The sequence below is a fragment of the Paenibacillus pinihumi DSM 23905 = JCM 16419 genome, assembly GCF_000422505.1.
Taxonomy (GTDB): domain Bacteria; phylum Bacillota; class Bacilli; order Paenibacillales; family Paenibacillaceae; genus Paenibacillus_D; species Paenibacillus_D pinihumi.
On record NZ_AULX01000018.1, the window covers coordinates 1 to 26,970 of the forward strand.

At 46.8% G+C, this 26,970-nt stretch carries 23 protein-coding genes and 1 other RNA gene; 16 read left to right on the plus strand and 8 right to left on the minus strand.

What is annotated here, in order from left to right; all coding sequences use genetic code 11:
• Positions 1–479: 479 nt before the first annotated feature.
• From H583_RS0103785 to H583_RS0103840, 13 genes are all read left to right on the plus strand, one after another.
• Complete coding sequence (locus H583_RS0103785) at positions 480–1,508, plus strand: sugar-binding transcriptional regulator (protein ID WP_028559301.1); 1,029 nt, start codon at positions 480–482, stop codon at positions 1,506–1,508.
• 106 nt (positions 1,509–1,614) lie between these two features.
• Positions 1,615–2,619: a type I glyceraldehyde-3-phosphate dehydrogenase gene (gene gap, locus H583_RS0103790; RefSeq protein ID WP_028559302.1), complete on the plus strand. Its 1,005-nt coding sequence runs from the start codon at positions 1,615–1,617 to the stop codon at positions 2,617–2,619.
• Between the two features lie 145 nt (positions 2,620–2,764).
• Positions 2,765–3,946: a phosphoglycerate kinase gene (locus H583_RS0103795; protein ID WP_028559303.1), complete on the plus strand. Its 1,182-nt coding sequence runs from the start codon at positions 2,765–2,767 to the stop codon at positions 3,944–3,946.
• Between the two features lie 196 nt (positions 3,947–4,142).
• Entirely contained in the window at positions 4,143–4,895 is a 753-nt protein-coding gene (tpiA, locus tag H583_RS0103800) for a triose-phosphate isomerase (protein ID WP_028559304.1), read from the plus strand.
• A gap of 1 nt (position 4,896) precedes the next feature.
• Complete coding sequence (gene gpmI, locus H583_RS0103805) at positions 4,897–6,435, plus strand: 2,3-bisphosphoglycerate-independent phosphoglycerate mutase (RefSeq protein WP_028559305.1); 1,539 nt, start codon at positions 4,897–4,899, stop codon at positions 6,433–6,435.
• Between the two features lie 38 nt (positions 6,436–6,473).
• Positions 6,474–7,769, plus strand: a complete 1,296-nt coding sequence (gene eno, locus H583_RS0103810) for a phosphopyruvate hydratase (protein WP_028559306.1) — start codon at positions 6,474–6,476, stop codon at positions 7,767–7,769.
• Positions 7,770–7,969: 200 nt separating this feature from the next.
• Positions 7,970–8,731, plus strand: coding sequence for a sugar phosphate isomerase/epimerase family protein (locus tag H583_RS0103815; protein ID WP_028559307.1), 762 nt, complete (start codon positions 7,970–7,972; stop codon positions 8,729–8,731).
• Positions 8,732–8,863: 132 nt separating this feature from the next.
• Positions 8,864–9,100 carry a preprotein translocase subunit SecG gene (gene secG / locus H583_RS0103820; RefSeq protein WP_028559308.1) on the plus strand — a complete coding sequence of 79 codons (237 nt, stop codon included), beginning with the start codon at positions 8,864–8,866 and terminating at the stop codon, positions 9,098–9,100.
• 265 nt (positions 9,101–9,365) lie between these two features.
• The gene (gene rnr, locus H583_RS0103825) at positions 9,366–12,404 is read left to right on the plus strand and encodes a ribonuclease R (protein WP_028559309.1); all 3,039 of its coding nucleotides are present in this window, start codon (positions 9,366–9,368) and stop codon (positions 12,402–12,404) included.
• A 184-nt stretch (positions 12,405–12,588) separates the two neighbouring features.
• A complete protein-coding gene (gene smpB, locus H583_RS0103830) occupies positions 12,589–13,068 on the plus strand; it encodes an SsrA-binding protein SmpB (protein WP_028559310.1) in 480 nt (159 codons plus the stop codon).
• Positions 13,069–13,321: 253 nt separating this feature from the next.
• Positions 13,322–13,686: a transfer-messenger RNA gene (gene ssrA, locus H583_RS35895) on the plus strand.
• 409 nt (positions 13,687–14,095) lie between these two features.
• Complete coding sequence (locus H583_RS0103835; protein ID WP_028559311.1) at positions 14,096–14,848, plus strand: spr1630 family ClpXP-sensitive toxin; 753 nt, start codon at positions 14,096–14,098, stop codon at positions 14,846–14,848.
• Between the two features lie 23 nt (positions 14,849–14,871).
• Positions 14,872–16,071: a spr1629 family repressor/antitoxin gene (locus H583_RS0103840; RefSeq protein ID WP_028559312.1), complete on the plus strand. Its 1,200-nt coding sequence runs from the start codon at positions 14,872–14,874 to the stop codon at positions 16,069–16,071.
• Between the two features lie 606 nt (positions 16,072–16,677).
• Here the strand turns inward: H583_RS0103840 and H583_RS0103850 are convergent.
• Positions 16,678–17,430, minus strand: coding sequence for an SDR family NAD(P)-dependent oxidoreductase (locus H583_RS0103850; RefSeq protein WP_028559314.1), 753 nt, complete (start codon positions 17,428–17,430; stop codon positions 16,678–16,680).
• A gap of 546 nt (positions 17,431–17,976) precedes the next feature.
• Between H583_RS0103850 and H583_RS0103855 the strand changes: the two genes are divergently transcribed.
• A complete protein-coding gene (locus tag H583_RS0103855; RefSeq protein ID WP_028559315.1) occupies positions 17,977–18,423 on the plus strand; it encodes a MarR family winged helix-turn-helix transcriptional regulator in 447 nt (148 codons plus the stop codon).
• Between the two features lie 229 nt (positions 18,424–18,652).
• Here H583_RS0103855 and H583_RS0103860 read toward each other — a convergent pair whose 3' ends face one another.
• From H583_RS0103860 to H583_RS0103890, 7 genes are all read right to left on the minus strand, one after another.
• On the minus strand, positions 18,653–20,047 hold the full coding sequence (locus H583_RS0103860) for an extracellular solute-binding protein (RefSeq protein WP_028559316.1): 1,395 nt from the start codon (positions 20,045–20,047) through the stop codon (positions 18,653–18,655).
• A gap of 84 nt (positions 20,048–20,131) precedes the next feature.
• On the minus strand, positions 20,132–20,977 hold the full coding sequence (locus H583_RS0103865; protein ID WP_028559317.1) for a carbohydrate ABC transporter permease: 846 nt from the start codon (positions 20,975–20,977) through the stop codon (positions 20,132–20,134).
• 20 nt (positions 20,978–20,997) lie between these two features.
• Positions 20,998–21,783 carry a carbohydrate ABC transporter permease gene (locus H583_RS0103870; protein WP_245585836.1) on the minus strand — a complete coding sequence of 262 codons (786 nt, stop codon included), beginning with the start codon at positions 21,781–21,783 and terminating at the stop codon, positions 20,998–21,000.
• A 272-nt stretch (positions 21,784–22,055) separates the two neighbouring features.
• Positions 22,056–23,090, minus strand: a complete 1,035-nt coding sequence (locus tag H583_RS0103875) for a LacI family DNA-binding transcriptional regulator (protein WP_028559319.1) — start codon at positions 23,088–23,090, stop codon at positions 22,056–22,058.
• Positions 23,091–23,109: 19 nt separating this feature from the next.
• The gene (locus H583_RS0103880; protein ID WP_028559320.1) at positions 23,110–23,802 is read right to left on the minus strand and encodes a glycerophosphodiester phosphodiesterase; all 693 of its coding nucleotides are present in this window, start codon (positions 23,800–23,802) and stop codon (positions 23,110–23,112) included.
• Positions 23,803–23,821: 19 nt separating this feature from the next.
• Positions 23,822–24,820 carry a CehA/McbA family metallohydrolase gene (locus tag H583_RS0103885; protein ID WP_028559321.1) on the minus strand — a complete coding sequence of 333 codons (999 nt, stop codon included), beginning with the start codon at positions 24,818–24,820 and terminating at the stop codon, positions 23,822–23,824.
• Positions 24,817–25,284, minus strand: a complete 468-nt coding sequence (locus tag H583_RS0103890) for a hypothetical protein (protein WP_028559322.1) — start codon at positions 25,282–25,284, stop codon at positions 24,817–24,819. The genes H583_RS0103885 and H583_RS0103890 overlap by 4 nt, the downstream gene beginning before the upstream one ends.
• Positions 25,285–25,799: 515 nt before the next feature.
• On the opposite strand from H583_RS0103890, the gene H583_RS0103895 reads away from it, so the two are divergent.
• Both H583_RS0103895 and H583_RS38055 read left to right on the plus strand, forming a co-directional pair.
• Positions 25,800–26,672 carry a hypothetical protein gene (locus H583_RS0103895; protein ID WP_028559323.1) on the plus strand — a complete coding sequence of 291 codons (873 nt, stop codon included), beginning with the start codon at positions 25,800–25,802 and terminating at the stop codon, positions 26,670–26,672.
• Positions 26,618–26,878 (plus strand): helix-turn-helix domain-containing protein, encoded by a 261-nt coding sequence (locus tag H583_RS38055; RefSeq protein ID WP_161631186.1) that lies wholly within the window; start codon positions 26,618–26,620, stop codon positions 26,876–26,878. The genes H583_RS0103895 and H583_RS38055 overlap by 55 nt, the downstream gene beginning before the upstream one ends.
• Positions 26,879–26,970: the final 92 nt, after the last annotated feature.

Below are 26,970 nucleotides of genomic sequence, written 5' to 3' on the forward strand. Positions count from 1 at the left end.
GAGGAAGGCTGTTCCTCCGTAAAAGGTTAGGGCCTCCGATCGCTGTTGATCCCCTGATTTCTCCCGAATGTAATCTGTATGGATGATGAAAGGATGTTGAAATCAGGGTATCAAAGGCGACCGGCCTCGGCTGCTTCAATTTTTATGCTAAGGATGGCTCCTTTGTTCTTTAATTTAGAAAAGATATAAATTTTGCTTGGCGTAATAGAGGCGGGATGATAGGGCAGACTGGACAAGGGATTGCTTTTTTGTGATTTTCAGCGGACTGCAAATGGGTAATAGGACAAAGGCTGGGGTGGACAGTCCTATGCTGCCAAGTTCAGACAGGATGAAAAGCATGGTTGCACTTTGCGATAAAATTCGATACAATATTAGTGGGACTTAAAACTGCAATACTGGGACACGAAATGTCCAGGTGTTGTTGCAGAACTGTCATAGCAGTCTGCCCGTTAAACCGGGCTACAGGAGTGAACTGCCAAATGCGCAACAGTATTGAACTGCAGAAACGGCTCATGCCTGACGTCATGGAGATTATGAAGAAACGCTACACTATTCTCCAGCAGGTCAGACACTCGAACTTGATTGGACGCAGGGCGCTGGCTGCTTCACTGTCAATGTCGGAACGGGTGCTAAGAGCTGAGACAGATTTTTTGAAATCACAAGGTTTGCTTGAAATTCATACTTCCGGCATGCAAATCAGCGAAGCTGGTATCCGGCTGTTGGAAGAGCTTGAACCTGAGTTGAAGGGACTGTTCGCGTTATCCGAGTTAGAGGAGAAGCTGCGACGGCACTTTAACCTGAAGCAGGTGTGGGTGGTAGCAGGAGATTCTGAGACCTCACTGCACACGAAGAAGGAGCTTGGGAGAGTTGCTTGCGAAGCGCTGAAGAAGGCCATGTCCGGCGATGATATTATCGCGGTAACGGGCGGGACAACGTTGGCGATGACGGCAGATCAGCTTCATTCCCAGGTACCGCTGAAGGGTGTTAAATTTGTACCCGCACGAGGCGGCTTGGGCGAGAGTGTGGATTATCAGGCCAACACGATTGTTTCTACCATGGCCAAGCGGATTGGTGCACAATACCGTCTGCTGCATGTACCTGACCATCTGGGTGAGGAAGCCTATCAGTCCTTGATGCAGGAGCCTAATATTCGCGAGATTGTTGAGGTTATCCGCAGCGCGCGTATCGTGTTTCATGGGATCGGAGATGCCATGGTAATGGCACGGCGCCGCAAGGTCCGAGAGGAAATGATCACCGCTTTGAAAGAGGAAGGCGCACTTGCTGAGGCTTTTGGGTTTTATTTTAATAAGGAAGGCTCGGTCGTACACCGGATGCAGACAGCGGGACTGCGGCTTGAAGACATTCAGGATGCAGAAGTTGTAATTGGCATTGCGGGGGGCCGCAGCAAGGGTGAGGCGATCGGCGCAGTGATGAGCTTTGGACATAACGATATTCTTGTTACGGACGAAGCGGCCGCCGAGGAAATCATCGCCAACTACCAGTTATAATTAATAAGATTTAATTGCAATCATGACACTAGCGGTACAGGAAGCATAAAGCGCCGCCGGTGTTGAGATAAATGAAGTTCAAACCCAATTCTAGGAGGAAATCACAATGGTTAAAGTGGGTATTAATGGTTTTGGTCGTATCGGCCGTAACGTATTTCGCGCAGCTCTGAACAATCCGGATGTACAAATCGTAGCAGTAAACGATCTGACAGATACAAGCACACTGGCTCATTTGTTGAAATATGATACGACTCACGGCAAGCTGGATGCAACAGTTGAAGCTAAAGAAGGCGCGCTGATTGTTAACGGCGTAGAAATCAAAGTATTCGCTGAGCGCGATCCTGGAAACCTGCCTTGGTCTTCCGTTGGCGCAGAAATCGTTGTTGAATCCACTGGTATCTTCACAGCGAAAGAAAAAGCTGAGCTTCACTTGAAAGGCGGAGCGAAAAAAGTTATCATCTCTGCTCCTGCTAGCAACGAAGATATTACTGTTGTTATCGGTGTTAACGAGGACAAATATGATCCTGCTGCACACACAATCATCTCGAATGCTTCCTGTACAACAAACTGTCTGGCACCATTTGCTAAAGTGTTGAACGACAGCTTCGGAATCGTTAAAGGTATGATGACAACTGTTCACTCCTACACTAACGACCAATCCGTACTGGATGTTCCTCACAAAGACCTGCGTCGTGCCCGTGCAGCTGCTGAGAACATCATTCCTTCTTCCACTGGCGCAGCTAAAGCTGTATCCCTAGTTCTGCCAGAGCTGAAAGGTAAACTGAACGGTATGGCTATGCGTGTTCCTACACCTAACGTATCCGTAACTGACCTGGTTGCTGAACTGAAAGTAGATGTTACTGTTGAGCAAGTTAACGCTGCTCTGAAGGCTGCTTCCGAAGGTCCTTTGAAAGGTATCCTGAACTACTCCGAAGAGCCGCTTGTATCCAGCGACTTCAACGGCGACCCAGCTTCCTCCACTGTTGACGCTCTGTCCACAATGGTAGTTGAAGGCAACATGGTTAAAGTTGTTTCCTGGTACGACAACGAGTGGGGCTACTCCAACCGCGTAGTTGACCTGGCTGCTTACATCGCTTCCAAAGGTCTGTAAGAACCTATATATGTGATGCATCTGCCTTAGCCAAGGCGGGCGGATGCTCACCTTATTGTCCCGGATTTGCCAGCAAATCCGGGACAATGTCATGATTTAAGCTATATAGCCTTCTACACCCCATAACCTAAGGAGGTTTTTGCAAATGAACAAGAAAAGTGTAAGAGATGTTGAAGTTAGCGGAAAACGCGTATTTGTACGCGTAGACTTCAATGTACCGGTTGAGAATGGTGCGATTACTGATGACACACGGATTCGTGAAACACTGCCAACGATTCAATACTTGATCGAAAACGGTGCAAAGGTCATCCTTGCGAGCCACATGGGACGCCCAAACGGTGAAGTTGTGGAAGCTCTCCGCTTGACTGCTGCTGCTGTTCGTCTGTCCGAGCTGCTTGGCAAGTCAGTTGCAAAGGCTGATGAGGCAGTAGGCGAAGCGGTTAAAGCACAAGTTGCTGCTCTGAACAACGGCGATGTGCTGTTGCTTGAAAATGTTCGTTTCTATGCGGGCGAAGAGAAAAACGATCCTGAGCTGGCGAAGCAGTTTGCAGAACTGGCTGACCTGTTCGTGAATGATGCATTTGGTGCTGCTCACCGTGCACATGCTTCCACTGAAGGCATCGCTCACCACCTGCCGGCCGTATCCGGCCTGTTGATGGAGAAAGAGCTGGCTGTACTGGGCAAAGCACTGAGCAATCCTGACCGTCCGTTCACAGCGATTGTCGGTGGATCCAAGGTTAAAGACAAAATCGAAGTCATCAACAAAATGCTTGAAATTGCAGATAATGTTTTGATCGGCGGCGGCTTGTCCTACACGTTCTTCAAAGCTCAAGGTCACGAAATCGGAAAATCCCTCGTAGATAACGAGAAGCTGGACCTGGCTCTTGGCTTTATTCAGAAAGCAAAAGACCTGGGCAAAAACTTCTTGCTTCCGGTTGATATTATCGTAACTGATGATTTCAGCCCGACTGCAAACACAAATGAAGTAGGCATCGATGCGATCCCTGCGGACTGGGAAGGCATTGACATCGGACCGAAAACACGCGAGCTGTATGCAGACGTGATTAAAAACTCCAAGCTGGTTGTATGGAACGGACCGATGGGCGTATTCGAAATCGAGCCATTCTCTCACGGTACACGCGCTGTAGCTCAAGCATGTGCTGAAACTTCGGCTTATACGGTTATTGGCGGCGGTGATTCTGCTGCTGCTGCTGAGAAGTTCCATCTGGCTGACAAAATGGACCATATCTCCACAGGCGGCGGCGCTTCCCTGGAATTCATGGAAGGCAAGAAATTGCCGGGCGTAGAAGCTCTTAACGATAAATAAGATCTGCTTTATTAAATGACAAGGCTGATGGATGGCCTGAGTGCCAATAAGCAGCCTTGTCATTCCAACAAATGTGCGACGCATTTTCTTTAATGAAAATGACGTCGTTTTAACGCGAAAAATAGGCTATTATAGAACATGGAGTTTATTTTTCGCTAGGCTTACCCTTCTCAAAATGGAAAGGACGTGTACGTAAGTGAGAAAACCGATTATTGCGGGCAACTGGAAAATGTTCAAGACAGTTTCGGAGGCAGAGGCCTTCCTGGCTGAAGTAAAGGGCAAGGCTGAAGTAGAGGGCGTTGACAGTGTCATTTGCGCACCTTACATTGCGCTGCCTGCTTTGACAAAAGCAGCTCAGGGCACAAAGATTGGCATCGGCGCACAAAATCTTCATTTTGAGGACAATGGCGCATATACCGGTGAAATCAGCGGCGTTATGCTGAAGGATTTGAATGTTTCATATGCGATTATTGGCCACTCCGAGCGTCGCGCCTATTTTGCGGAAACTGATGAAATTGTAAATAAAAAAGTTCATGCAGCGTTCAAGCACGGGATCACTCCAATCGTTTGTGTAGGCGAAAAGCTCGAAGAGCGTGAAGCGGATCAAACGAAGGAAGTTTGTAACGTACAAACGACAGCTGCATTCCAAGGCCTGTCGGCTGAGCAGGCGGCACAGGTTGTCATTGCTTATGAGCCAATCTGGGCGATCGGTACAGGCAAATCCTCTACCGCTGCTGATGCTGAGGATGTAATTGCATATATCCGTGGTGTTGTTGCAGGCTTGTACAATCAAGAAACGGCTGATGCGGTACGCATTCAATACGGCGGCAGCGTTAAACCGAACAATATCAAGGAATATATGGCACAACCGAACATTGACGGTGCATTGGTAGGCGGCGCGAGCCTGGAGCCTGCTTCATACATTGAGCTTGTTCAGGGGGCTAAGTAAGATGACAGCGCCAAAACCAGTAGCGTTAATTATTATGGATGGCTTCGGTCTTCGTGATACTGAACACGGCAATGCTGTGGCACAAGCGAACAAGCCGAATTATGACCGTTATTTGGCCAATTTCCCGCATACGACGCTGACGGCTTGCGGGGAAGCGGTAGGTTTGCCGGAAGGGCAAATGGGCAACTCCGAGGTTGGACATCTCAATATCGGTGCAGGACGTATTGTGTACCAGGATCTGACCCGGATTACGAAGTCGATTCGTGAAGGGGATTTCTACGAGAACGAAACCATCCTCGGCGCAATCAATCATGCCAAAGCGAACAAAAAGAAGCTGCACCTGTATGGCTTGCTCTCTGACGGGGGCGTACACAGCCACATTGCACATTTGTTCGCGCTGCTTGAGCTGGCGAAAAAACAGGATTTCCACGATGTGTACATTCATGCATTCATGGATGGACGTGACGTTTCATTCGATAGCGGTAAAGACTTCATGGAGTCCTTGCAAGCGAAGATTGAAGAGACAGGCGTAGGTAAAATTGCTACGGTTCATGGGCGCTACTATGCAATGGACCGCGACAAGCGCTGGGATCGTGTGGAAAAGTCTTACCGTGCAATGGTATATGGGGAAGGACCTGCATTTGTCGATCCGGTTCAAGCTATTGTACAATCGTATGAGGGCAAAGTATATGATGAGTTCATCGTTCCTTCTGTCATCGTTGGTGAAGACGGCCAACCGGTCACAACGGTTGAATCTGAAGATGCTGTTGTCTTCTTCAACTTCCGTCCTGACCGTGCGATTCAGCTCTCACAGGTATTTACGAATGACGAGTTCCCGGGCTTCGACCGCGGAGAGAAGTGTCCGAGAAACCTGTACTTTGTATGTCTGACACTGTTCAGCGAGACTGTCGGCGGCCTGGTTGCTTATAAGCCGAAAAACCTCGACAACACGCTGGGTGAAGTTCTCGTTCAGCATGGCAAGAAGCAATTGCGTATTGCCGAAACCGAGAAGTATCCTCACGTAACGTTCTTCTTCAGCGGCGGACGCGATGTTGAGCTGCCTGGAGAGACCCGTATCCTCATTAATTCGCCTAAGGTTGCAACGTATGACCTGAAGCCTGAGATGAGCGCTTATGAGGTTGCTGAGGCAGCTGTGAAGGAAATCGAAGCAGACAAGCATGATGCCATCATTCTGAACTTCGCTAACCCTGATATGGTAGGTCACTCCGGCATGCTGGAGCCGACGATCAAGGCGGTTGAAGTGACAGATGAGTGTATGGGCAAAGTGGTTGAGGCTGTTTTGGCAAAAGGCGGCGTGTGCATCATTACTGCTGACCATGGTAATGCGGATCTGGTACTGGATGATAATGAGCGTCCATTCACGGCGCACACGACAAACCCGGTTCCTCTGATTATCACTTCCAAGGATGCCAAATTGCGTGAAGGCGGAATTCTGGCTGATATCGCACCTACCATTCTGGATCTGATGCAGCTTCCGCAACCGAAAGAAATGACAGGCAAAACCCTGATTTCCGAGTAAACCAAAAAATTAACGATAATAAAGGAGTGTTTTTTTTCATGTCTATCATTACTGATGTGTATGCACGCGAAGTGCTTGACTCCCGTGGTAACCCAACTGTAGAAGTAGAAGTTACACTTGAATCCGGCGGCAAAGGCCGTGCAATCGTACCATCCGGTGCTTCCACTGGCGCATACGAGGCTGTTGAGCTTCGTGACGGCGACAAAAGCCGTTACCTGGGTAAAGGCGTTCTGAAAGCTGTTGAGAACGTAAATGTATCTATCGCTCCTGAAATTATCGGTCTGGATGCAGTGGATCAAGTAGCTATCGACCGCAAAATGATCGAAATCGATGGTACGCACAACAAAGGCAACCTGGGTGCTAACGCAATCCTGGCTGTTTCCATGGCTGTTGCCCGTGCTGCTGCTGATGCTCTGGATGTGCCTTTGTACACTTACCTGGGCGGATTCAACTCCAAAACATTGCCAGTACCAATGATGAACATCGTAAACGGCGGCGAGCATGCTGACAACAACATTGATGTTCAAGAGTTCATGGTTCTGCCTGTAGGTGCTGAAAGCTTCAAAGAAGCTCTGCGTATCGGTGCAGAAATTTTCCACAGCCTGAAAGCTGTTCTGAAAGACAAAGGCCTGAACACTGCTGTAGGTGACGAGGGTGGATTCGCTCCTAACCTGAGCTCCAACGAAGAAGCAATTACTACAATTATTGCTGCTATCGAAAAAGCAGGCTACAAGCCGGGTGTAGATGTATTCCTGGGTATGGACGTTGCTTCCACTGAGTTCTTCAAAGACGGCAAATACCATCTGGAAGGCGAAGGCCGTTCCTTCACTTCCGCTGAGTTCGTAGACTACCTGGCTTCCCTGGTAGACAAATACCCAATCATTTCGATCGAAGACGGTTGTTCCGAAGACGACTGGGAAGGTTGGAAATTGCTCACTGAGAAACTGGGAGACAAAGTTCAACTCGTTGGTGACGACCTGTTCGTTACAAACACGGAGCGTCTGTCCAGCGGTATCGACCAAGGCGTAGGTAACTCTATCCTGGTTAAAGTTAACCAAATCGGTACATTGACTGAAACTTTCGATGCAATCGAAATGGCAAAACGCGCTGGTTACACAGCTGTTATCTCCCACCGTTCCGGTGAGAGCGAAGACAGCACAATCGCTGACATCGCAGTTGCAACTAACGCTGGCCAAATCAAAACAGGTGCTCCTTCCCGTACAGACCGTGTTGCGAAATACAACCAATTGCTTCGTATCGAAGATCAACTGGGCTCCACTGCAATCTACGGCGGAAAAGCTGCATTCTACAACCTGAAAAACTTTAAAAAATAAGTCTTTTTTATCAGACTGAAAAGTATCCCTGTGCCGCTTCAAGCGGTGCGGGGATATTTTTTTGTCTATTACGCAACTGCTGCATGCTTTTTTTTGATACCAAATTATTGAATATTCAAAGTTAAAGCGGGTATGCTTCTGCTGTCTTCATCTCATACTAGAAGCAAAGGCGATACGATGGGTTCAGGAGGCATGTGATTATGGCAAAAGTTGCACTACAGCTCTCCATGCTGCGGGATTTTGCCCAAAAGGATTTATTAGGGGTGATTAAACGGGCGGGAGAAATGGGGTATCCGGCTATTGAATTTTCAGGTTATTATGGGGCCAAAATCAGTGAAGTCAAAAAGGCACTGTCGGAATCCGGGCTGGAGGCCATAGGCAGCCATTATAGCATCAACTGGCAGGATCTTAAAAATATGGGCAGGGATTTAGCCAGAGAAATTGACTATGCTCAGCAACTGGGTATCCCCAATATTGTGACACCCTGGGTGCCGATTCAGGAAAATCCTGCAATGGACGACGTAGACCATCTGGCATCAGTTATTGAAAAAGTGGCTTTGCAGGTACATGCCGCAGGTTTGAAATACGGCTATCATAACCATGTGGGTGAATTCATCTCTGTTAATGGCAAGCCGATAATTGATCATCTGATGCACAGAATTCCGTCAGAACTAATGTTTTTGGAGCTGGATTTGGGCTGGGTTTATATAGCCGGATACAAGCCTGCGGAATACATACGGACATATGCGGGACGGGTGCCGTTGATTCATTTCAGAGATTTGGGGCAGCAGCGCAAGGACACCGAAATCGGGAACGGGATTGTGAATTTTAATCAGGTATTCAAGGAAGCTGACCCTGCCGGTGTACAGTATTTTATTGTAACCCAGGAGCAGTTTGAGGTTTCTTCGATGGATAGTGCGAAGCTGAGTCTGCTTTATTTTAAAAGCCGGGGATTGGTATAAAAAAGGGAGTGGAGCGGCGATGGCACCGGATTTTGGAATTGCCATTAGGCTATTGTTTATGATAAACTGAGGATAGTATGTTTTGATATGGCTTGGGTTAGCTTTATAGCTCCTGAAGCAGGAGGTGGAACTGTGGTTGCATTGAAGATTCTGTTGGTGATTTTCTCGCTGGGACTGATTACGGCTGTTCTCTTGCAAAAAGGGAAAAGCGCTGGATTGTCCGGAGCAATCTCGGGCGGAGCTGAGCATTTGTTCGGAAAACAAAAGGCTCGCGGTCTGGATCTGTTTTTGCAGCGTTTAACTGTTGTACTGGCTGTCGGGTTTTTCCTATTGTCATTGACTGTGGCTTATTTGGTCAAGGCTTCTTAACGTACAGAATAACAAGCAAAAAGCGGGGAGTCCCCCGCTTTTTTTGTTTCAAAGGTATGAAATGGTGTGAAAAGATAATAAACTTCCATTCCTTATTTTGAAACCGCTTTTTAATTTGCAAGTATAAAGGATGACCTGCGTGCAGTGATGAAACGGATGACAGACCAGGTTTTTGTATATACTTACGGATAGATGTGTAAATGAAATTGCTGTTTAGGTATGCAATGACCTCAATATACAGGGCAGGCTGGTGAGAAGAGAGATTATGGTAACAGAACAGGAACTGCTTGATTTTATGCGGGAGACCGCTTATAAGCCGATGACCTATCAGGAGCTGGAGCAGCATTGGGGAACGGAGGATGCTGAGGAAATCAAGTCTTTTTTGAAGCTTCTGAATCAGCTCGAGGAGTCGGGCCAAATTTTGCGTACGCGCAATGACCGCTATGGTGTCCCCGAGCGCATGAACTTGGTACGGGGCCGGGTTCAAGCCCATGCGAAGGGCTTTGCTTTTCTGATTCCGGATGATAAAACGCAACCGGATATCTATCTGCATGCGAATGACTTGAAGAGTGCGATGAACGGGGATATTGTGCTAGTCCGTGTTACCGCCCAGAGCCAGGGCGGCGGCCGCATGGAAGGCGAGGTTGTGCGTGTTGTCACGCGCGCAGTGACACAGGTGGTCGGTACCTTTGAGAGCCATGAAACGTATGGCTTTGTATTGCCGGATGATAAACGGATTAACCGGGATATTTTCATAGCAAAAGAAGGCTTCCAGGGCGCGGTGACCGGCCAAAAGGTTGTTGTGCGCATCGTTTCTTACCCTGAAGGCAGATCGGCGGCAGAAGGCGAAATCGTAGAAGTGCTGGGACACAAGGATGACCCGGGAATCGATATTCTATCGATTATCCGCAAGCATCAGCTGCCGGAAGGCTTCCCGGATGAAGTGCTGGCTGAGTCGGAGAGTGCTCCGGATTCCATTACGGAAGAGGAGATTATTCAGCAGGGACGTCGTGACTTGCGTGACAAGGTAATCGTCACCATAGACGGTGAAGATGCGAAAGACCTTGATGATGCGGTTAACGTGGAAATTTTGGAGAACGGCAACTATTTGCTTGGGGTACATATTGCGGATGTAAGCTATTACGTGCGGGAGAAGTCTGCTCTTGATCAGGAAGCTTTCCGCCGCGGATGCAGCGTCTATCTGGTGGACCGGGTCATTCCGATGCTGCCGCACCGGCTTTCCAATGGCATTTGCTCATTGAATCCACAGGTTGACCGATTGACGATGTCCTGTGAAATGGAATTTGATGCAAAAACTTTAAAGCGTGTCCGCCATGACGTATTCACGAGTGTAATCCGCACCAAGGAGCGTATGACGTATACGAATGTCCGCAAAATTTTGCAGGATGAAGACGAGGAAGTCAAGGAACGCTACGCGGATCTCGTTGATATGTTCAAGCTGATGGAACAACTGGCCATGCGGCTCCGCTCGATGCGCATGAAGCGCGGGGCAATCGATTTTGATTTTCAGGAGTCCAAAGTCCTTGTCGATCAGGATGGCAAGCCGACGGATATTGTGAAACGGGAGCGTTCGGTAGCAGAACAGATTATCGAGGAATTCATGCTTGCTGCAAATGAGACGGTTGCTGAGCATTTCCACTGGCTGCGTGTTCCGTTCCTGTACCGGATTCATGAGGATCCGGATGCCGAGAAGCTAATGCATTTTGTGCAGTTTGCCTCCAACCTGGGTTATACCGTCAGAGGCAAAGCGAATACTGTCCATCCGCGTGCATTGCAAACCTTGCTTGAGGAAATTAAAGGTGTCAAGGAAGAGACTGTGATCTCGACAATGATGCTGCGTTCGATGAAGCAGGCGAAGTACGATGCGCAAAGCTTGGGGCACTTCGGCCTCGCGGCGGAGTTCTATTCGCACTTTACGTCCCCGATCCGGCGTTACCCCGACCTGGTCATTCACCGGGTCATTCGTGAGGTGCTGGAGAATAAAGGAAGCTTGCCGGCGGTCCGTCAGGAAGCACTGGAAGCCCGGATGCCGGATATTGCCCAGCATTCCTCGGAGCGTGAACGTGTGGCGGTTGATGCCGAGCGTGATACAGATCAGCTTAAAAAATGCGAATTCATGTTGGACAAGGTCGGCGAGGAATTCGAGGGCATTATCAGCAGTGTTACGAGCTTCGGCATATTCGTCGAGCTGGATAATACCGTTGAAGGCTTGATCCGCCTGAGTGATCTGCATGATGACTATTACCATTTCCATGAACTGCATATGGCCCTGGTTGGAGAGCGGACCTCGAAAGTCTACCGCATTGGCGATGAAGTCAAAATTCGGGTCTCCCGGGTTAACATGAACGAGCATACGATTGATTTTGAAATGGTCGATGCCAAGTCCCGCAGCGGCGGGGAGTTCTGGAAAGGGAAGGGCGGTAAGGGCAAGCTCGCCCCAAGAGGCGGCAAAGAGCAAAACGGCCGTGACGGTAAAGGAAAGCCCGGCAAAGGCTTCAGGGAGCGGCCTTCAGCAGGCACTGGCACTGCTGCCGGAGCAGGCGGCAAACGGGGCGGCCCGGCGAAAGGGGCTGGCTGGTCCAGCAATGGCAAGCAGGACAAAAAAGGTGCACAGGGTAATGATGCGTTACGGCTTGCTCCGGGTGGACCTGGGGCTGGTGAGCGGATGCAACATGCAGAAACGCCGTCCGGCGGAGGTTCCGGAAGAAGGAAAAGAGGCCAGAGGGGTGCTGCCGGAGCGGATGCTTCCCAGGTGCAAGCGCCGACGAACTGGGCGAGTCCTGAAGAAGAGCAGCAGTGGACGGCTGCAAAGCCGCCACGCAAGCAGGGCAGCGAAAAGGCGCAGCAGGGCGGCGATTGGATTGATGCCGCTGCGAAGGCTCTGAACGAGAGCGGCAAGGCTGTGCCTGCGCCGACGCGCCGCAGCAGCGGCGGGCGCGGAGGTGACCGGGCAGGCGGCCGGAACGGCAGGCCGGCAGGGCCGGAACGGCAGAGCGACCGCATAGCCGAAGGCGGGGCGCGAGGCGGTTATGGCGGCCAAGGCGGAGCTGGTCGCGGCAGCAGGGCGTCCGGCCGTTCAGGCGGACGCAAGGATATGTGGGGCTTGCCGATAACCGCGCAAGCCCAGCGCGGCGGTGAGGACGGTTCTGGCGATGCTCCCCGCAGCAGAAGCGGGAGTGCCGGGGCTGAGGGCAGCGATGCTGCTGCGAAGCCGAAGCGCAAGAAGAAAGGCACGGGTACCAGTATGGCGGCCTTTGTGAGAAAGAAAAGCAAGCGCCAGTAACTGTTGCAAGGAATAAGGTGAATCCGGACAGCAGTGCTTGATTTCCAATTATAAACTTGTTACAATGGACTCCTGATACCATTAGGAGTCCATTGTTTTCCTGCTATAATGATGGGGATATATGCACCCTGTCCGGCAAGGTTTGCAATCATGCTGACTTCATAAGAAAAGGAGTGAATAATTCATGGGTAAGAATAAGAGTAATGATCGTCCGCTCGCCCAGAATAAGAAGGCTTCCCATGATTACTTCATTGAAGAAACTTATGAAGCAGGGATGGTCTTATCGGGAACAGAAATCAAGTCTTTGCGTCAAGGCAGAGCTAACATTAGCGATGCATTTGCAACGATTCGTAATGGCGAGATTTTCATTCACAACATGCATATCAGTCCGTTCGAGCAGGGGAACCGGCATAATCCGGACCCGTCCAGAGCGCGCAAGCTGCTGCTGCACAAGGTGCAGATTCATAAGCTGCTTGGGCAGTCGAAGCAGGAAGGTTATGCAATTGTTCCACTGAAGATTTACACGCGGAATGGTTATGCGAAGCTGCTAATTGGCCTTGGTAAAGGTAAGAAGCAGTATGACAAGCGCGATACCGCGGCGAAGCGTGACGCACAGCGTGATATCCAGCGTGCACTGCGCGAGAAGCAGAAGGTCGCCAGATAATATTGGCGGATTTTTGTTGCAAAACATGAGAATAGCAATGTTTCCAGTAGTCGCTACCGGTACCAGTAATCCTCCGAGCAAGACGAAGGGAAACGTGTTATACTATATATATGACGGTGATATACGTCATGTATGAATGTACGTCATGCATGTGCGAGTGCCGTTGAGCACCTGCTCGGTATTTAGCAAGCGGCTAGTGCAGTGAACGATGCTGCATGGCAGGCTGCCCCGAAACGGAGCGCCTTTATAACTCGGGGGCGTTTTTTGGATTCGACGGGGATAGTACGAGCAAGGGTTGCGGGTAGTGGGGACGCGGCCGCTTTATCAACGCTAAAGCCTATTAAATGGCAACCAACGTACAACTTTAGCAGCAGCTTAATAACCTGTATGCTAAGCTCCTGCCTAGCATCGCCCATGTGTTAGAATAGGGGCTCACTCTTAGTGGGATACGCCGTTTGGTCTCCGCCTGGGGTCAAACGGAAGAAGACAATCAGGCTGACCCTAGCGATAGCCGGTTACGGGGCGCTTGTTAGGGTGACATCAAATCTGTGACTACACCCGTAGAAGCCTTTGTGGCGTGATCTTCGGACAGGGGTTCGACTCCCCTCGCCTCCATAGATAGCAAGAGGGCCTCAGCATTTGCTGAGGTCCTTTTGCTATCTATGGATTGGCCAGAGGGGTCGAACCCGGGGTTCAGCCCGCGCGGAGGGAACGATGAGATGCTTCTATGATCAGCTTCGTGAGTGAGCACGGCATTGGAATCTACCGCTAAGGTCGTCATCGGGGAAAAGACTTCGTGAGGAGGTTAATCAGGATTCCAATACTCCCCTCGCCTCCATATCTAATGAACGAAAGGACAGTTGGAAATAGCCAGAGCAATGTGCATCATAGAGTCGGATATGTTTAAGTTTAAGATTTGTCCTATATTTCAGAAAAACTTTAATAAATTTAAAAAAAATCATTCCCATATGTGTGATTTTGATTTAGACTAAAGGAGAGTTATTTATCATGAATAGGAGCGATTAATTTGGAACAATATAAATTTAGTTCTGAGCATAATAAAATGATTGTTGAAGCTATTGTAGAAGGATATCATGATTACATTGAACATCGTAAGGATAGAAAAGCTAAAATGAAGATAAGTTCTGCTTTTGCTTGGACTAAAGGAAATTTTATTGAAAGTAAAGTTGCAGACGAGTGTGTTGATTACGGTTTTAAATATAGAAAATCTAAAGCAGGCTTAACATGGGACTATCTTCAATTCATTCATGGTGAGTGTAAGATTCTCTTCCTGATTAAGAATGCAGCCTATTTTAATGAAAAATGCTTCTCGCAATCTAAATTACCTGCGAATACAGGTAGTAAAGGATTTCATCGAACATATCTACATGAGTTGTCTAAAATCAATAAAGATGTGGTGTTCTCAGAGTTTCGTCAAGTAACGGATGGTGAAATATTCGAGAGTTACGAACAACTTTCATTTTTCGTTTCTGAGAACCAAGTAAAAGAGGAATTAGAAAATTTTCAATCATCCTTTACTGAATTTCATATCCTAACATATACGCTTGATGAAGCATATCAGATTTCTGAAGTAAAACATTATTTACCTAATCCAAGTGATAATGTGGCCTATTTAGTTGAAGATATGTCTGATTTTATACATGGTGCCGAATTAACTGATGAGGATCGTGAAGTGATAGCACCAGAAATGGGTGAGGAGATCATGGATCCAGCAGCTTATGATATCGGAATATTGGATGAAGAACAACAAATTGAGTAGTTAGAGGTAAGGAGGGAGCAAGCATGTTCATTGGTGAGAATCTTACCAATTTACGAATCATGCATGGATACTCTAGAAAACAGCTCTCTGAAATGTTAGATGTGACAGAACAAGCGATCTGGCAGTATGAAAATTCGTATACAGCCCCTAAAGTGCAAATTGTAAACGAGTTAAAAAGGATATTTAAAGTGAAGAGTAAATATTTTTATACTCGGGATATGGTATCGCTGTATAATGTGACCTCGAATGTCGAAGTAATGAATATCGCTTATCGTTCAAAGATCATAAATACATTCTCAAAGACGCAGTCGGAAGCAAAACATGTTGAATATTTAGATGCTTTTGTAGAACAAATTACAGCTAAGATTAGTCTGCCGACCTTGAAAATTGTTCAGTTGCGTGATGAAGTAGTGGATTACCTAAACAGAACAGATGACAATAGGATGACTCAAATAAATAAAGTAGCCCAGTTAGCACGAGAAAAGCTGGACTTTTCACATGATACAAACGATGAACTTATGTATTTAATTGAAAAAAGCGGAATTTTTGTGTTTGAAAAAGCAATTGGCGAAGAAATTGATGCATACAGTTTATGGACCCGAAAAAATCGAGCTTATATTATTTTGGGTAACATAAAACAATCCGCTGCACGTAGAAACTTTGATCTCGCACATGAGTTGGGTCATTTATTGCTTCATTATCGGGTTGAATTTGTAAATTTAGATAGGAAAGAACATAAACATTTTGAGAATGAAGCAAATTTATTTGCAGGGGAATTTTTGTTGCCAGAAAATGATTTTATAAATGATATAGTAGAAGTTACTGCTATTACAAATCCAGATGCTTACTTAGATTTAAAACGAAAGTGGAAGGTGTCATTGCAAGTATTAGGTTATCGAGCTCATAAATTAGGTTTTATTGAAGCCAAGAAACATCGGAATTTTTATGCTGCATTACACCGAAAGAATTATTTGGAAGTTGAACCTTTGGATAAATCAATTCCACTCCAGAAACCAATGAAAGTTAAAACAATTATTGAATTTTTAGCGAATAAGAAACTTGTAGATGTTCGTCAAATGATAGAAAAGGATTGGAATGTCGAAGTATCTTTTTTTAATCGAATGACAGGATTAGATGGTGGTTTTTTTGATAAATATGTAAATAAGGAGTTAGATTTTGATCTCCAGAAAGTAATTACGATTCCTAATCGTAAATCACAGTAGACACGGAGTTTTATAAACAAAGAACTCAAGGCAAGGAATTATAAGTGGAATAAGCTGATTTAGATCATGTACGATGAATAGTATGTGATTCAAGAAGCATAGCTGTGGGATGGGACGAATTAGTCCGAAACACATGCGGGGGGAGAAAAGCTTCGTTCATCAGCTTACTGCGGGTGACATCAAAACTGTGACTACACCCGTAGAAGCACATATGCCGTTATCTTCGGACAGGGGTTCAAATCCCCTCGCCTCCATAGATAGAAGAAGAACTCCAGCATTAAGCTGGGGCTCTTTTTCTATCTATGGATTGGCTAAAGGGGTCGAACCCGGGGTTCAGCCCGCGCGGAGGGAACGATGTTCTCCTTGCCTCCACTTATATACATAAAATTCTTTTATGTGTTTAAGTGGGTGGCAAGTGGTTTAGAGCCATTGTCCTTAATGACAAAAAAGGTTAGCACTATGGGAACTGACCCCATAATGGTGCTAACCTTTCTTGTTTTCCCCTGGGCAATTAACTACCAAATGATCCGATAATTTGCCCCTTTGCTTTATGAAAGACCCAACTTCAGTGCAATTGACCTCTGACAGCACAATACGGCGAACCGATTACCAAGGGATCGTTCCAAATGTTGCACTCGTGAACGTACCTGTCGGGCCGTCCGGTCCGAGCAGCGCAACGCGCACTATCTCGGAGGCGCCATTCTCGACAGTCTGCGTGCCCTGTCCATTGAGAGCCGTCTTGGTGAAGCCTGGGGAAACTGCGTTGACCTTAATTCCGGTCGGCTCCAGCTCGATCGCCATGGCGAGCGTCATAGCGTTGAGAGCCGTCTTGGAAGCAGGGTACCCGGGTCTGAAGAACGAGCGGTATTCATAGGCCGGATCCGAGTTACTCGTCAGCGAGCCAACGCCACTTGATACGTTGACTATGCTTGCTTGAGGTGCTTCGCGAAGGAGCGGCAGCATCGCCTGGTAAACGGCGAGGACGCCGAACACGTTGGTTTCCCACACTGCGCGCACTTCATCTAAGGACACATTGCTCGCAAGGCTCAATTTAGAATACTCCTCGACGGACATGGAACCCTTTCTTGTATTTGAGATAGCTGCGTTTTGGATGAGCACGTCGAGGCGGCCAAGCTCCTTGCGGATGCGCTCTGCTGCTGCGGTGATTGAAGCCTGATCTGTCACGTCCAGTTGGAGCGCGATGGCGCCCGGCCCAATCTCCTTGGCTGCAGCCTCGCCTCGCTCGAAATTGCGCGATCCGACCAGCACAGTGAGGCCGTTTGCTACAAGATCCTTTGCGACCTGAAGACCGATTCCTTGATTTGCCCCGGTAACCAAGGCCACACGTTTATTATGCATTGTAATACCATCCTTTCTTGCATCAATGTGCAACCTTGTAATATATCTGACAAGTCAATTGAGTTGACGCATCAACCTTATTGACAAGTTCACTGTAACATAATAAAGTTGACACGTCAACCTATAGAAAAGTTTACTATGAATATATTGAAGTTGGCACATCAACAACAATGGGTACTAGCCATTTACCGAATGAAGAAAATAGGGTATCCTTGTCCATGTGTTGAACCTTTTCGGTGCGTTTGGTCTTTGTAGACCAAGATGACGTTGTTCCTAAAAAAACTGTGATGATGAAAGCAAGGCGTTAACCGATGAGATCGTTACATCGGTCGGTATCGTACACAATGGGTCATGAAACAGCATATTTGGATTAAATCGTTTTATGGCACAAGCGAGCATGCAGTAATGAGTTGTTCAAGCAGGAAGCCGGATCATCACATCCTGTTTTAAAGCTATATTGTTGGCTAAGAGTGCTGTTCTTTATGAAACGCTAGTAATAATTTTCCCATGAATAATAACGAAACTAAATGAAAAGGATATGAGAATATGGATAAGAATGAGCTAAATGAAGAGGAAATGCAATTATGGTATATGTGGAAAAACACCTTTAAGAAAATCATGGATCGTGTAGTAAAAGAAATGTCCGAGAAAACAGGACTATCAGAAGAGGGTGATTTTGGAGTATTAGTTAGGTTAGTTGATTTAGGGAATGGTGAGCTTCGCCAACAGGAATTAGTCGAATCGATGGAGTGGACGAAGAGTCGATTGTCCCATCATCTAACGCGGATGGAACAACGTGGGCTTGTTCTAAGGAAACCTTTAGACACAGGTAATGGTGTTCAAGTCATCATAACTTCCTCAGGAAAATCAGCAGTGGATGCTTCTCGTCCCATATACGCAAAGGCAGTACACAAACATTTTCTTGATCAATTAACAGATCAAGACATTGAGTTGATTACTAAGTTGGCGGAAAGAGTAGATAAAATGTCTTAAAATTGATCAGTAATAAAATACGATTCATATCATTGTGACACATTAAAAAAGAAGTTATACTATTCTATTAATTAAATAAAAAACTGCTTTTATGGATTAGAAAAAACTCCGATAACGGTATCAATATATAGATTCAGGTAACAATCTTGCAATTTCCGTACTTGTGCTTAAAGAAGCTGCCGGAATGTTACTCCCCGGCAGCTTCTTCGTTATCTTTCTGATTTCCTGATTATTGAGACGAGATCCAATCGGTCGAATCTTTTTGAGCTTTGTCCAAGGCTTCCTTAGCCGTTGCTTTATTAAGCAATGCTTTCTCTACGTTTTCGGACAAGATGTATCTTGGTTGACCAGAACGGTAAGGGTAACGCGGCGTCCATAGTTGGCTCATTTGTTGCAGAATGACACTCATTTGTGGGATAGCTTTCACTTCATCCCAATTTGCAGCGGATTTGATGACTGGCATGCTTTGGTTGCGTTGCGATTCCCACATATACTTTTGGAAGAATTCACCGCCGCTGAATTTCAACCATTCCCAAGCGAGGTCTTTGTTTTTGCTAGTATTACCGATTGCAAAAGGGCTGCCTGCGAACATACCTCCCATGCCTTGGGTAGGGTTTTTGAAGAGAAGAGCGGCGTGGAAACGATCTTGAGTACCGGTTACTGCAATATCATTGACGAATCCCGGCGGCATGCGCAGGGCAATAGCGATATTGTTTTTGGCTGTCAGGAAGTTCTCTGAGCCTTGCCCGGCAAGGACACCTGTCGGTGCATATTTCGTTGCTTCAACCAACCAGTTCAGAGAATCTACCATAGTTTGGCTATTAAAATCAATCTTCATATCTTGCCAAAGAAATCCTGTTCCCCATTGACCGCCTTTGGATTCGTTAATGTTCATGACGGAATCCGCAGCGTCACCGGCTTTGTATGTAATACCGAAGTTTTGTTCGCCTGTCTTCGGGTTTTTACCCGTCATCTTTTTGGCTTTTTCCATGAGTTCTTCAGGAGTTGGCGCTTCCGATAAATATTCGACTCCCCAATCGTCAAACAATTGCTTGTCATATACGATAAGGCGAGCATCACCGATGAAGGGCAAACCGTAGATTTCCGGATTTTGATCCTTTGACCCCATCGCTTTCCAACCGTCGATTTGTCCCGTTAAATATTGATCGAGATCAAATTTATCACGATCGATGTAGGATTGAAGCGGCTCAAGCAGATCTTGTTCAGCGAACTTCGCGATGCCGGGCACTTGATAAACATCGGCTGCGTTGGATTGCAGCATGGTTTGTGTTTTTTCGTTGTAGTCGTCCCATCCCATCGTAATGAATTCAACTTTAGTTCCTGGAAATTGCTTTTCGAATTCTTCTTTGACGACGTGAAGTCCTTTCGAAGTGACTCCTGTTTTAGGATCAGTTTTATCCTCGACCGAAAAATCACCGATGACTTGAACTTTTAACGTTCCTGTGAGATTGGCATTTGGACTGGAGCTGGAAGATGCATCTGCTGAAGGGGAAGAAGTACCCGGCACGGATGATGCGTTGTTATTGCTTCCGCATGCGCTGAGCATTACAGTCAAAATGGTCATTAAAGTGATGATAAAAGAAACGGATTTCATTCTTTTCATGTTAGACGCCTCCGAATGAGATGGTTTTGTTTTTTTGTAATCCGATCTGGCTATTGTCTCTCCCACTCCTATATCCTCCTAGCGTCACTCTCCTTTCAAGCCGCTTAGTGCGACGCTTCGGATAATGTATTTTTGGAAAAACAGGAACACAAGAAGGATAGGGAGAATGCTCATTGTCGCAGTGGCCATCGTCAATCCGAGAAGACGCTGACCGTCTTCGCCAGAGAAGCTGGACAAAAATAAGGGTACGGTTTTCAAAGCTTGATCGTTAATGACCACAAGCGGCCATAAGAAGGAATTCCAGCTGTCTTGGAAGGCTAGAATCGCCAAGGTAGCTGTAATGGGACCCGTTAATGGGACGAAAATACGGATAAAGATGGTGAATTCCCTAGCGCCGTCGACTTTGGCTGATTCTCTTAATCCTTCCGGTAACCGGTCAAAGTATTGCTTAGCCAGCAAAATACCTAGAGCATTTAAGATGGAAGGGAAGATAAGCGGTGCCTTCGAATTGATCATTCCGGCGCTGTTGAACATCGTGAACATAGGAATCAATCGTGTTTCGAATGGAATCATCATGGTCGCCAGCACAACGAAAAACAATATTTTCTTACCGGGGAAGCTGCCTCTGGAGAAAGCATATCCAGCTAATAGTGCAGCTCCGACGCTGAGTAGTACGTTGAAGACGGCGACGGTCAACGAGTTGAGATAGGCTTTGATCAGCATGCCGTTCTCGAAAACGAGCTTATAGTTGAACCAAGAGAAGTTTTCCGGAATTAAGCGGGGAGGGAACGGCAGTTCCACATTGGCCAGTCTTTCAAAGCTGACACTCAACATCCATAGGAATGGATAAATGATCATGATACCTAAAGCAAGGAGGAATAGGGTAACCGCATAATCGACTGTTTTACGTTTTAATATGAAGTTGAACATAAATCGCAGCTCACTCCTTCTCAAATTTTCATTTTAGATAGTTTCGTATTCAAGAAAGTGATGAAAAGGATAAACGCGAAGAGGACGTAGGATGCAGCTGACGCCAGGCCATATTCATGTCCACCGAAGCCTCTTTCGAAAATAAAGCCCACAATCGTATGCAAAGATCTCGCTGGACTCCCTTGAAGACCGCCCAGCATGTAGGCATCCGAGAAACGTTGCAAGCCGCCGATCCATCCTACGATGAATAGAATGCCTAAACTTCCTGTCATGTTGGGTATCGTAATTTTCCACCACTGTTGAAACCGGGTAGCCCCATCGACGGATGCTGCTTCGTAGTAGTCCGATGAAATGCTCTGCAAGTTAGCGAGATTGATAATGATGACGAATCCCAGCCAGTTCCAGACAGACAGAAGGATAACGCCCCACTTGGCTGTAGTCGGATGGGCAAGCCAAATCGTCGCGGGAAAACCAAGCTTGCTTAGAGCGAAGTTCAGCAGTCCTTCCGGGTGCAAGACAGCTAAAAATACGGTTGCTGCTGCAACCATAGATGTAACGTTAGGCAGGTAGAACAACACTTTAAAGAAGTTCTTTCCTTTTGAAAGCGAGTTAATGAGACAGGCGATGATGAAGCCTAGCGGCAACGCAATCAAAAGTTGGAATACGGTTATGTACAAAGTGTTATATACGGCATGATAGAACGTCTCGGATGTGAGAACACGAGAGTAGTTATCGAGACCTACGAATTTCTCATTTCCACCGCGCGTCATGCTTAGACGAAACGATTCAATCATGGGATAAAGCATGAACAAGGCTATCCCCAAAATAGTAGGAAGGAGAAACATGTACCAGAATAGATAAGATTCCCTTTTGGATCTGAAGCGGTTGAGTGATTTCAGCATTTCAGTCGGACGGATGTGCTCCTGTCCATTCCCCCATTTCATTCCTTAATTCAAGATTATTTTGTTGGTGCAATAAAATTGGTATCGATACCAATTTGGCATGACACGGGCTCTCCATTCGGATTTGTTGCCATGGGCTCGCCCGCAAGCCAATTTGCCTTTTTTCTGTCATTCCATCAATTCCGCTCTCTATCGCTGTCTGACTTGCGGCAACTGCTGCCTACATGCAGGTGATGTGGCAAGACGACCCTTTTGAATTTTCCAGCATCAATTGTATCGTTTACGGATTCAATAAGATCGAGCAGGAGCTCGACTGTGACCTGACCCATCTGCTTGATCGGTTGCCGGATCGTTGTCAGAGCGGGTTTGATAATATCGGCGATTTGGCTTCCGTCGAAGCCGATGACCGAGACATCGCCGGGAACCGAGAGCCCGCGATCATGGAGGCAATTGATCGCACCGACGGCCATTTCATCGCTCGCTGCGAAGACAGCTTGTACCGGACTTCCTTCATCCAAAAGTTCATTCATTAATCGGTAGCCGGTATTGATTTTATAGTCTCCGTACTTAATCATGGAAGAGTCCACTTCGATTTGATAGTGCTGACAAGCAGCCAAGAAGCCCTCAAGCCGGTGCTTTCCTGCGCTAATATCGCGCAGATCGCCGGTGATCATAGCAATGCGGCGATGTCCGTTGTTGACCAGATAGGAAGTGGCTTCATAGGCTCCCTGATAGTCGTCAATATGTACGGAAGTGAGCGGAATGCCCAAGTCTGCTTGGGTCACCACAGGGATTGTTGTTCGTTCTAAAAATGTTCGAATGTCCTCGTTCATTTTACCGTGCATCAGGATAATGCCGTCTACACGCATCTCCTGGTAGATGTTCAAATACTTCACGACTTTATCTGTATCCTCGACAATGTTGGAGATGAGCAGGTTATACCCTTTTTTACCTGCCGTATCTTCAATATAACTTAGTATGGATGCCTGAAAGTTAGAGGTGATATCAGGTATAATAACCCCAATTAGATTTGTTTTGTTCCGTTTGAGACTCTTGGCGATAAGACTGGGGGAATAGTTCAATTCTTCGATCGCGCGTCGCACTTTTTTTTCGAGTTTCGCACTGATGTGTTCCCCGCCATTAATGACTCGCGACACACTTGTCACGGAAACGCCCGCAACTCGCGCTACATCTTTGATTTTGGCACTCAATAGAGCCTCTCCTCTCTGTCTATTCATGTTGCAAGCTTAGTTGTCGCATGGACACGAATTCGGTTACCTCGAATACGGATATTGCATCGACTCCCATTCCCGCATAAAGAGCGAATAGCTCTTCTTGGCAAGGGAGCGTATAAATCCATATTATTATGTCAGAAGCGTGGGCTAATCTGGTCAGTGTAGGCGTGCAAGCTTCATAATGAACATTTAGGCCTGCGAATCCCCGTTCTGTGGCTTGAGCACATAGTTGTTGCACCCATTGCTCGTAGTCGCCATCTGCTACTCCGTCATATTCGGGAACATTCTTTACGACCCGATTGGCATAGGGAGAAGATTCGATAGCCTGAGTATCGCCTGTAAAGTAGATTTGTTCCCACATGTCTAATGAATGAATGAGTGCGATGGCCGGATCGGCTGAAAAGGTGGTTTTCAAGTCCAAATTGAATTGAACGGAATCTCCTTTAAAAGCTTTCAAAACCGTGTCCAGCCGCTCTAATCGTCTTCCGTTTCGGGTTAATTCTTCGTAGGTGTATTGTGAGAACCCTGGCTCCTCGTCATGACTAAGAATACAGACGAGATCTTTAGTTACCCGAACATCGACCTCGAGCAGTTCTGCTCCTGCACGCCTGCCGGCTTGAGCCGAAAGGAGCGTGTTGTAAGGGGTATTCTCGCCCCCTGTATGCGCGATGATTAAAGGATAATTCATGGTCCTTGCCCACTCTCCATCAGTGACTTTCCAAATAAATCGGATTTGTAAATGCCAGCGTCGCTAATAGTCCTTCCTGCAAGCCATACAATCTGGCCCGTACCCACAGCAAATTGTCCGCTTCAATCGTTTCACTGAATTGGAAGTCCTCACCCGATAAAGGACCTCGGCACAGCTCACCTTGATTCGATTCAATGATAACGGAGTGTGCCTCCGTAGCGATCCATTGCCGCTCGGGAATATTTGCTTGCTGGAGCGAAACGTTAATCGTTAAAGCTCTCTTGCGCTCTTCTCCAGTTCGCCCGATGACTTCCCCAATTCCGTATGCGCGTTGATCCGACAGGATCTTGAAGAGCAGCAAAGGGCCCATGCTAATGCACAATCTGCCGCGGCTTATCGCGTCAACGACACTGAGAGCTGACAGTGGTTCAGAATCTTCAATGCCTAAATAGGTATAGGCGGCCAAGTTTTTGTCGTTGTCGGAACGATGCCAATCACGTCCGGCCGTAGCAGCTATTCGAAAGCCCTGGTTCAATAAATCGGTCCACAGCCTGAATGCTTGTGCGTTGTGGTTCCGCAGAGAAGGCATTGTCTCATGCCAAACTTCGATATAGTCAATCTGATTCCAATCGGTAATTTCGTATTCCCAGTGGCATCCCGTGCAGATTGGACTTCCCATGCTGTAGGGGTGAGCAATCCCCACAATTCCGCCTTTTTGATGAACCCTTTCTATTCCCTTGCCGATATCGGCAGGACCCAGATCACGCCATTCACAATAAGGCGCTCCGAGTGTCAGCATGTGTCCGTAGAACGTCGTCCATTCCATACCAGGAATAATGGCCACTCCGGTCTCTTTGGTTACCTCGTCCGAATCGATTAATCCAGAAACCGTATTGTGGTCGGTGAGCGCGATGCCGCTTAATCCGAGTTCCTTCGCTTGTTTGCACATTTCCAGCAACGTGTGAGTACCATCACTATGCGGCGTATGCGTGTGAAGCTCGAAAGGATGCCATTTCATAGGTGTTGTTCTCCTTCCGTAACTCGCAACAGGTAATTGCAGTCGGGGGTAACGACGCAATGGACGCTTATGGTTATGCGCCAGATGCCTTCGAGGATAGCACCCGGAATAAAACCAGGCGATGCTGACGATGTTGCAAGGAGATAACTTTGCTTCTCGGGGTGGCGATGGGCCGATCCCCGAAATTCACTCGGATCGTCCACCGAAATCGTCAATAAGTTCTGCAGAGGCATATACTGTTCCCATTTATCCATATAAGCTGCTTGCATGGAGGGGTGTACATATTGCTCGATGGATTGCTCAATTAATCGGCGGGACCCACTCTTGTCCTCTGACTTCTTCGGAGCGTACTGAAAATCGATTTGAAGTGATGGAAGTGGAGTGGGAATATGGAATTGATACGTAATATGGGTTTTGGAGCTCGATGGGTACAGCTTGCCTTCCACCGCCAGTAATTCGTGCACTCAGGTCAACTCCTAATCGGGTGTTTATTTTAATTGGTATCGATACCAATTAAGTTTGTAAGGTATAAAACTATGTATTTGTTCTAAATTTAACAGTCAATTGTAATTTGCGATCTTGCCATTTGTAAAATGTATATAAAACTTGAGGTCTATTTCACGTACTTTTAGGGATACTTTGAGAGGGTAGCTCACATTCTGAAATACACGGAAGATATGGAAGTCAACAGACAACATGGTTTAAACAGAAGTATCTCCCCGGCCTATTCATGATTCTTCTATTTATTATTAAAAAGAAGGATAATTTGATCTGGCATTCTTGTAGTCTGCTATGAATGATTTCGATTTGCCTTGTTATAACACATCATAGAAAAAATGTATGGATACAAAGATTTTATATAAATAATATTAATGTTTATTTTAATTCAAGCTAATACAATTCCACATTCTTCCTTGTAAACTATAGTTGAGGTTGCGAATACCGCACTTTAAAATTAACAAATAAGGAGATGTAATTGATGAACATCCGTAAAAGCATTACCTCTGTAGTTGCCGCTGCTGTACTCGGTACCGCTTTAATCGCCAGCTTGGTCAATGTAGGACCCGGTACTGCTGTTGCAGCGAAGCCTAACATGACGCCGAATTATGAGATTCACGCGCTGCTGGATCCTAATGCAGCTTTGAATCCGGATCACACTTTGAATAGCACGGTGCTGAGTGTGTTCAACATTACCGCCGCTCCGGTCCAAATGAATGTTCAGTATATGGATACTAACAATCAAGACCTCAATAAAGAAGGCTGGTCCGCACGCATTCGCAAAATGACCGGTGACACCAAATTTAAATTAAACTATAAGAAGCGTTACCCGATCACAGGCAACAACATTACCGCAGCTTTGAATCAAGCCAATAAGGATGGCTTCGACTCCAGTGACACGAACTATGATGCACAGGTAGAATGGAGTTATAGCTCTAAGACACTCAGCATCTCGATCGACAAGAATGTCAGCATCGCCGGTTACAGTGGCGTGACCCTGCCTAACCAGGCAGATTCGGTCGCTGCAATTGTCAACAACATTCCGGGCAAGCTGAATAAATGGACAAGCCCAGGCTGGGGAACTTCGGTTCTGAGCCAATCGCGAGTATACGGACCCGTATATGCTACACGTTACACAGGCACATTTAACGGAATGAAGACGTACATTGAAGTCTGGCCGATCAAAAATACGTCCGGAACAGGATACGATTATATTGTAGAGGCTTCGTTCAAAGTTGACACAGAGACCGATGCAGCTAATTCTTCCAGCCAATTGTTTTCTTTCCTGCAGTCCCACGGTTGGTTCCTTCCACAGGACGCATTGAAAACATCAACCATCTTGCAGCGTTATTAATTATAAGAAAGAGCTTTGCAGCCCTTGGGTGCAAAGCTCTTTTTCGTTTAGCGGCCAAAGTAGGACATCATCAAGAGTCTATTACACATATTGAGAATGGCGGATCAATCGCTCGGTTAGACATTGTGTTTCGACTAGCAATTGCTCTTGGAATGAAATTAAGCTTGCATAGTTTGATAGATGCTGCCAAGACAAGAGTAGGCTGATTAAAGGGGGGGGATGACATCCAAACTGTGACTACACCCGCAGACGCCTTTGTGGCGGGATCTCCGGACGGGGCTCAGCCCGCGCGCAGGAA

Excerpts from the sequence above, each read along its gene's own strand:
- H583_RS0103785 (WP_028559301.1), top strand. The coding sequence starts at position 480 with ATGCGCAACAGTATTGAACTGCAGAAACGGCTCATGCCTGACGTCATG.
- gap (WP_028559302.1), top strand. The coding sequence starts at position 1,615 with ATGGTTAAAGTGGGTATTAATGGTTTTGGTCGTATCGGCCGTAACGTA.
- H583_RS0103795 (WP_028559303.1), top strand. The coding sequence starts at position 2,765 with ATGAACAAGAAAAGTGTAAGAGATGTTGAAGTTAGCGGAAAACGCGTA.
- gpmI (WP_028559305.1), top strand. The coding sequence starts at position 4,897 with ATGACAGCGCCAAAACCAGTAGCGTTAATTATTATGGATGGCTTCGGT.
- eno (WP_028559306.1), top strand. The coding sequence starts at position 6,474 with ATGTCTATCATTACTGATGTGTATGCACGCGAAGTGCTTGACTCCCGT.
- H583_RS0103815 (WP_028559307.1), top strand. The coding sequence starts at position 7,970 with ATGGCAAAAGTTGCACTACAGCTCTCCATGCTGCGGGATTTTGCCCAA.
- rnr (WP_028559309.1), top strand. The coding sequence starts at position 9,366 with ATGGTAACAGAACAGGAACTGCTTGATTTTATGCGGGAGACCGCTTAT.
- smpB (WP_028559310.1), top strand. The coding sequence starts at position 12,589 with ATGGGTAAGAATAAGAGTAATGATCGTCCGCTCGCCCAGAATAAGAAG.
- H583_RS0103840 (WP_028559312.1), top strand. The coding sequence starts at position 14,872 with ATGTTCATTGGTGAGAATCTTACCAATTTACGAATCATGCATGGATAC.
- H583_RS0103850 (WP_028559314.1), bottom strand. The coding sequence starts at position 17,430 with ATGCATAATAAACGTGTGGCCTTGGTTACCGGGGCAAATCAAGGAATC.
- H583_RS0103855 (WP_028559315.1), top strand. The coding sequence starts at position 17,977 with ATGGATAAGAATGAGCTAAATGAAGAGGAAATGCAATTATGGTATATG.
- H583_RS0103860 (WP_028559316.1), bottom strand. The coding sequence starts at position 20,047 with ATGAAAAGAATGAAATCCGTTTCTTTTATCATCACTTTAATGACCATT.
- H583_RS0103865 (WP_028559317.1), bottom strand. The coding sequence starts at position 20,977 with ATGTTCAACTTCATATTAAAACGTAAAACAGTCGATTATGCGGTTACC.
- H583_RS0103870 (WP_245585836.1), bottom strand. The coding sequence starts at position 21,783 with ATGCTTTATCCCATGATTGAATCGTTTCGTCTAAGCATGACGCGCGGT.
- H583_RS0103880 (WP_028559320.1), bottom strand. The coding sequence starts at position 23,802 with ATGAATTATCCTTTAATCATCGCGCATACAGGGGGCGAGAATACCCCT.
- H583_RS0103885 (WP_028559321.1), bottom strand. The coding sequence starts at position 24,820 with ATGAAATGGCATCCTTTCGAGCTTCACACGCATACGCCGCATAGTGAT.
- H583_RS0103895 (WP_028559323.1), top strand. The coding sequence starts at position 25,800 with ATGAACATCCGTAAAAGCATTACCTCTGTAGTTGCCGCTGCTGTACTC.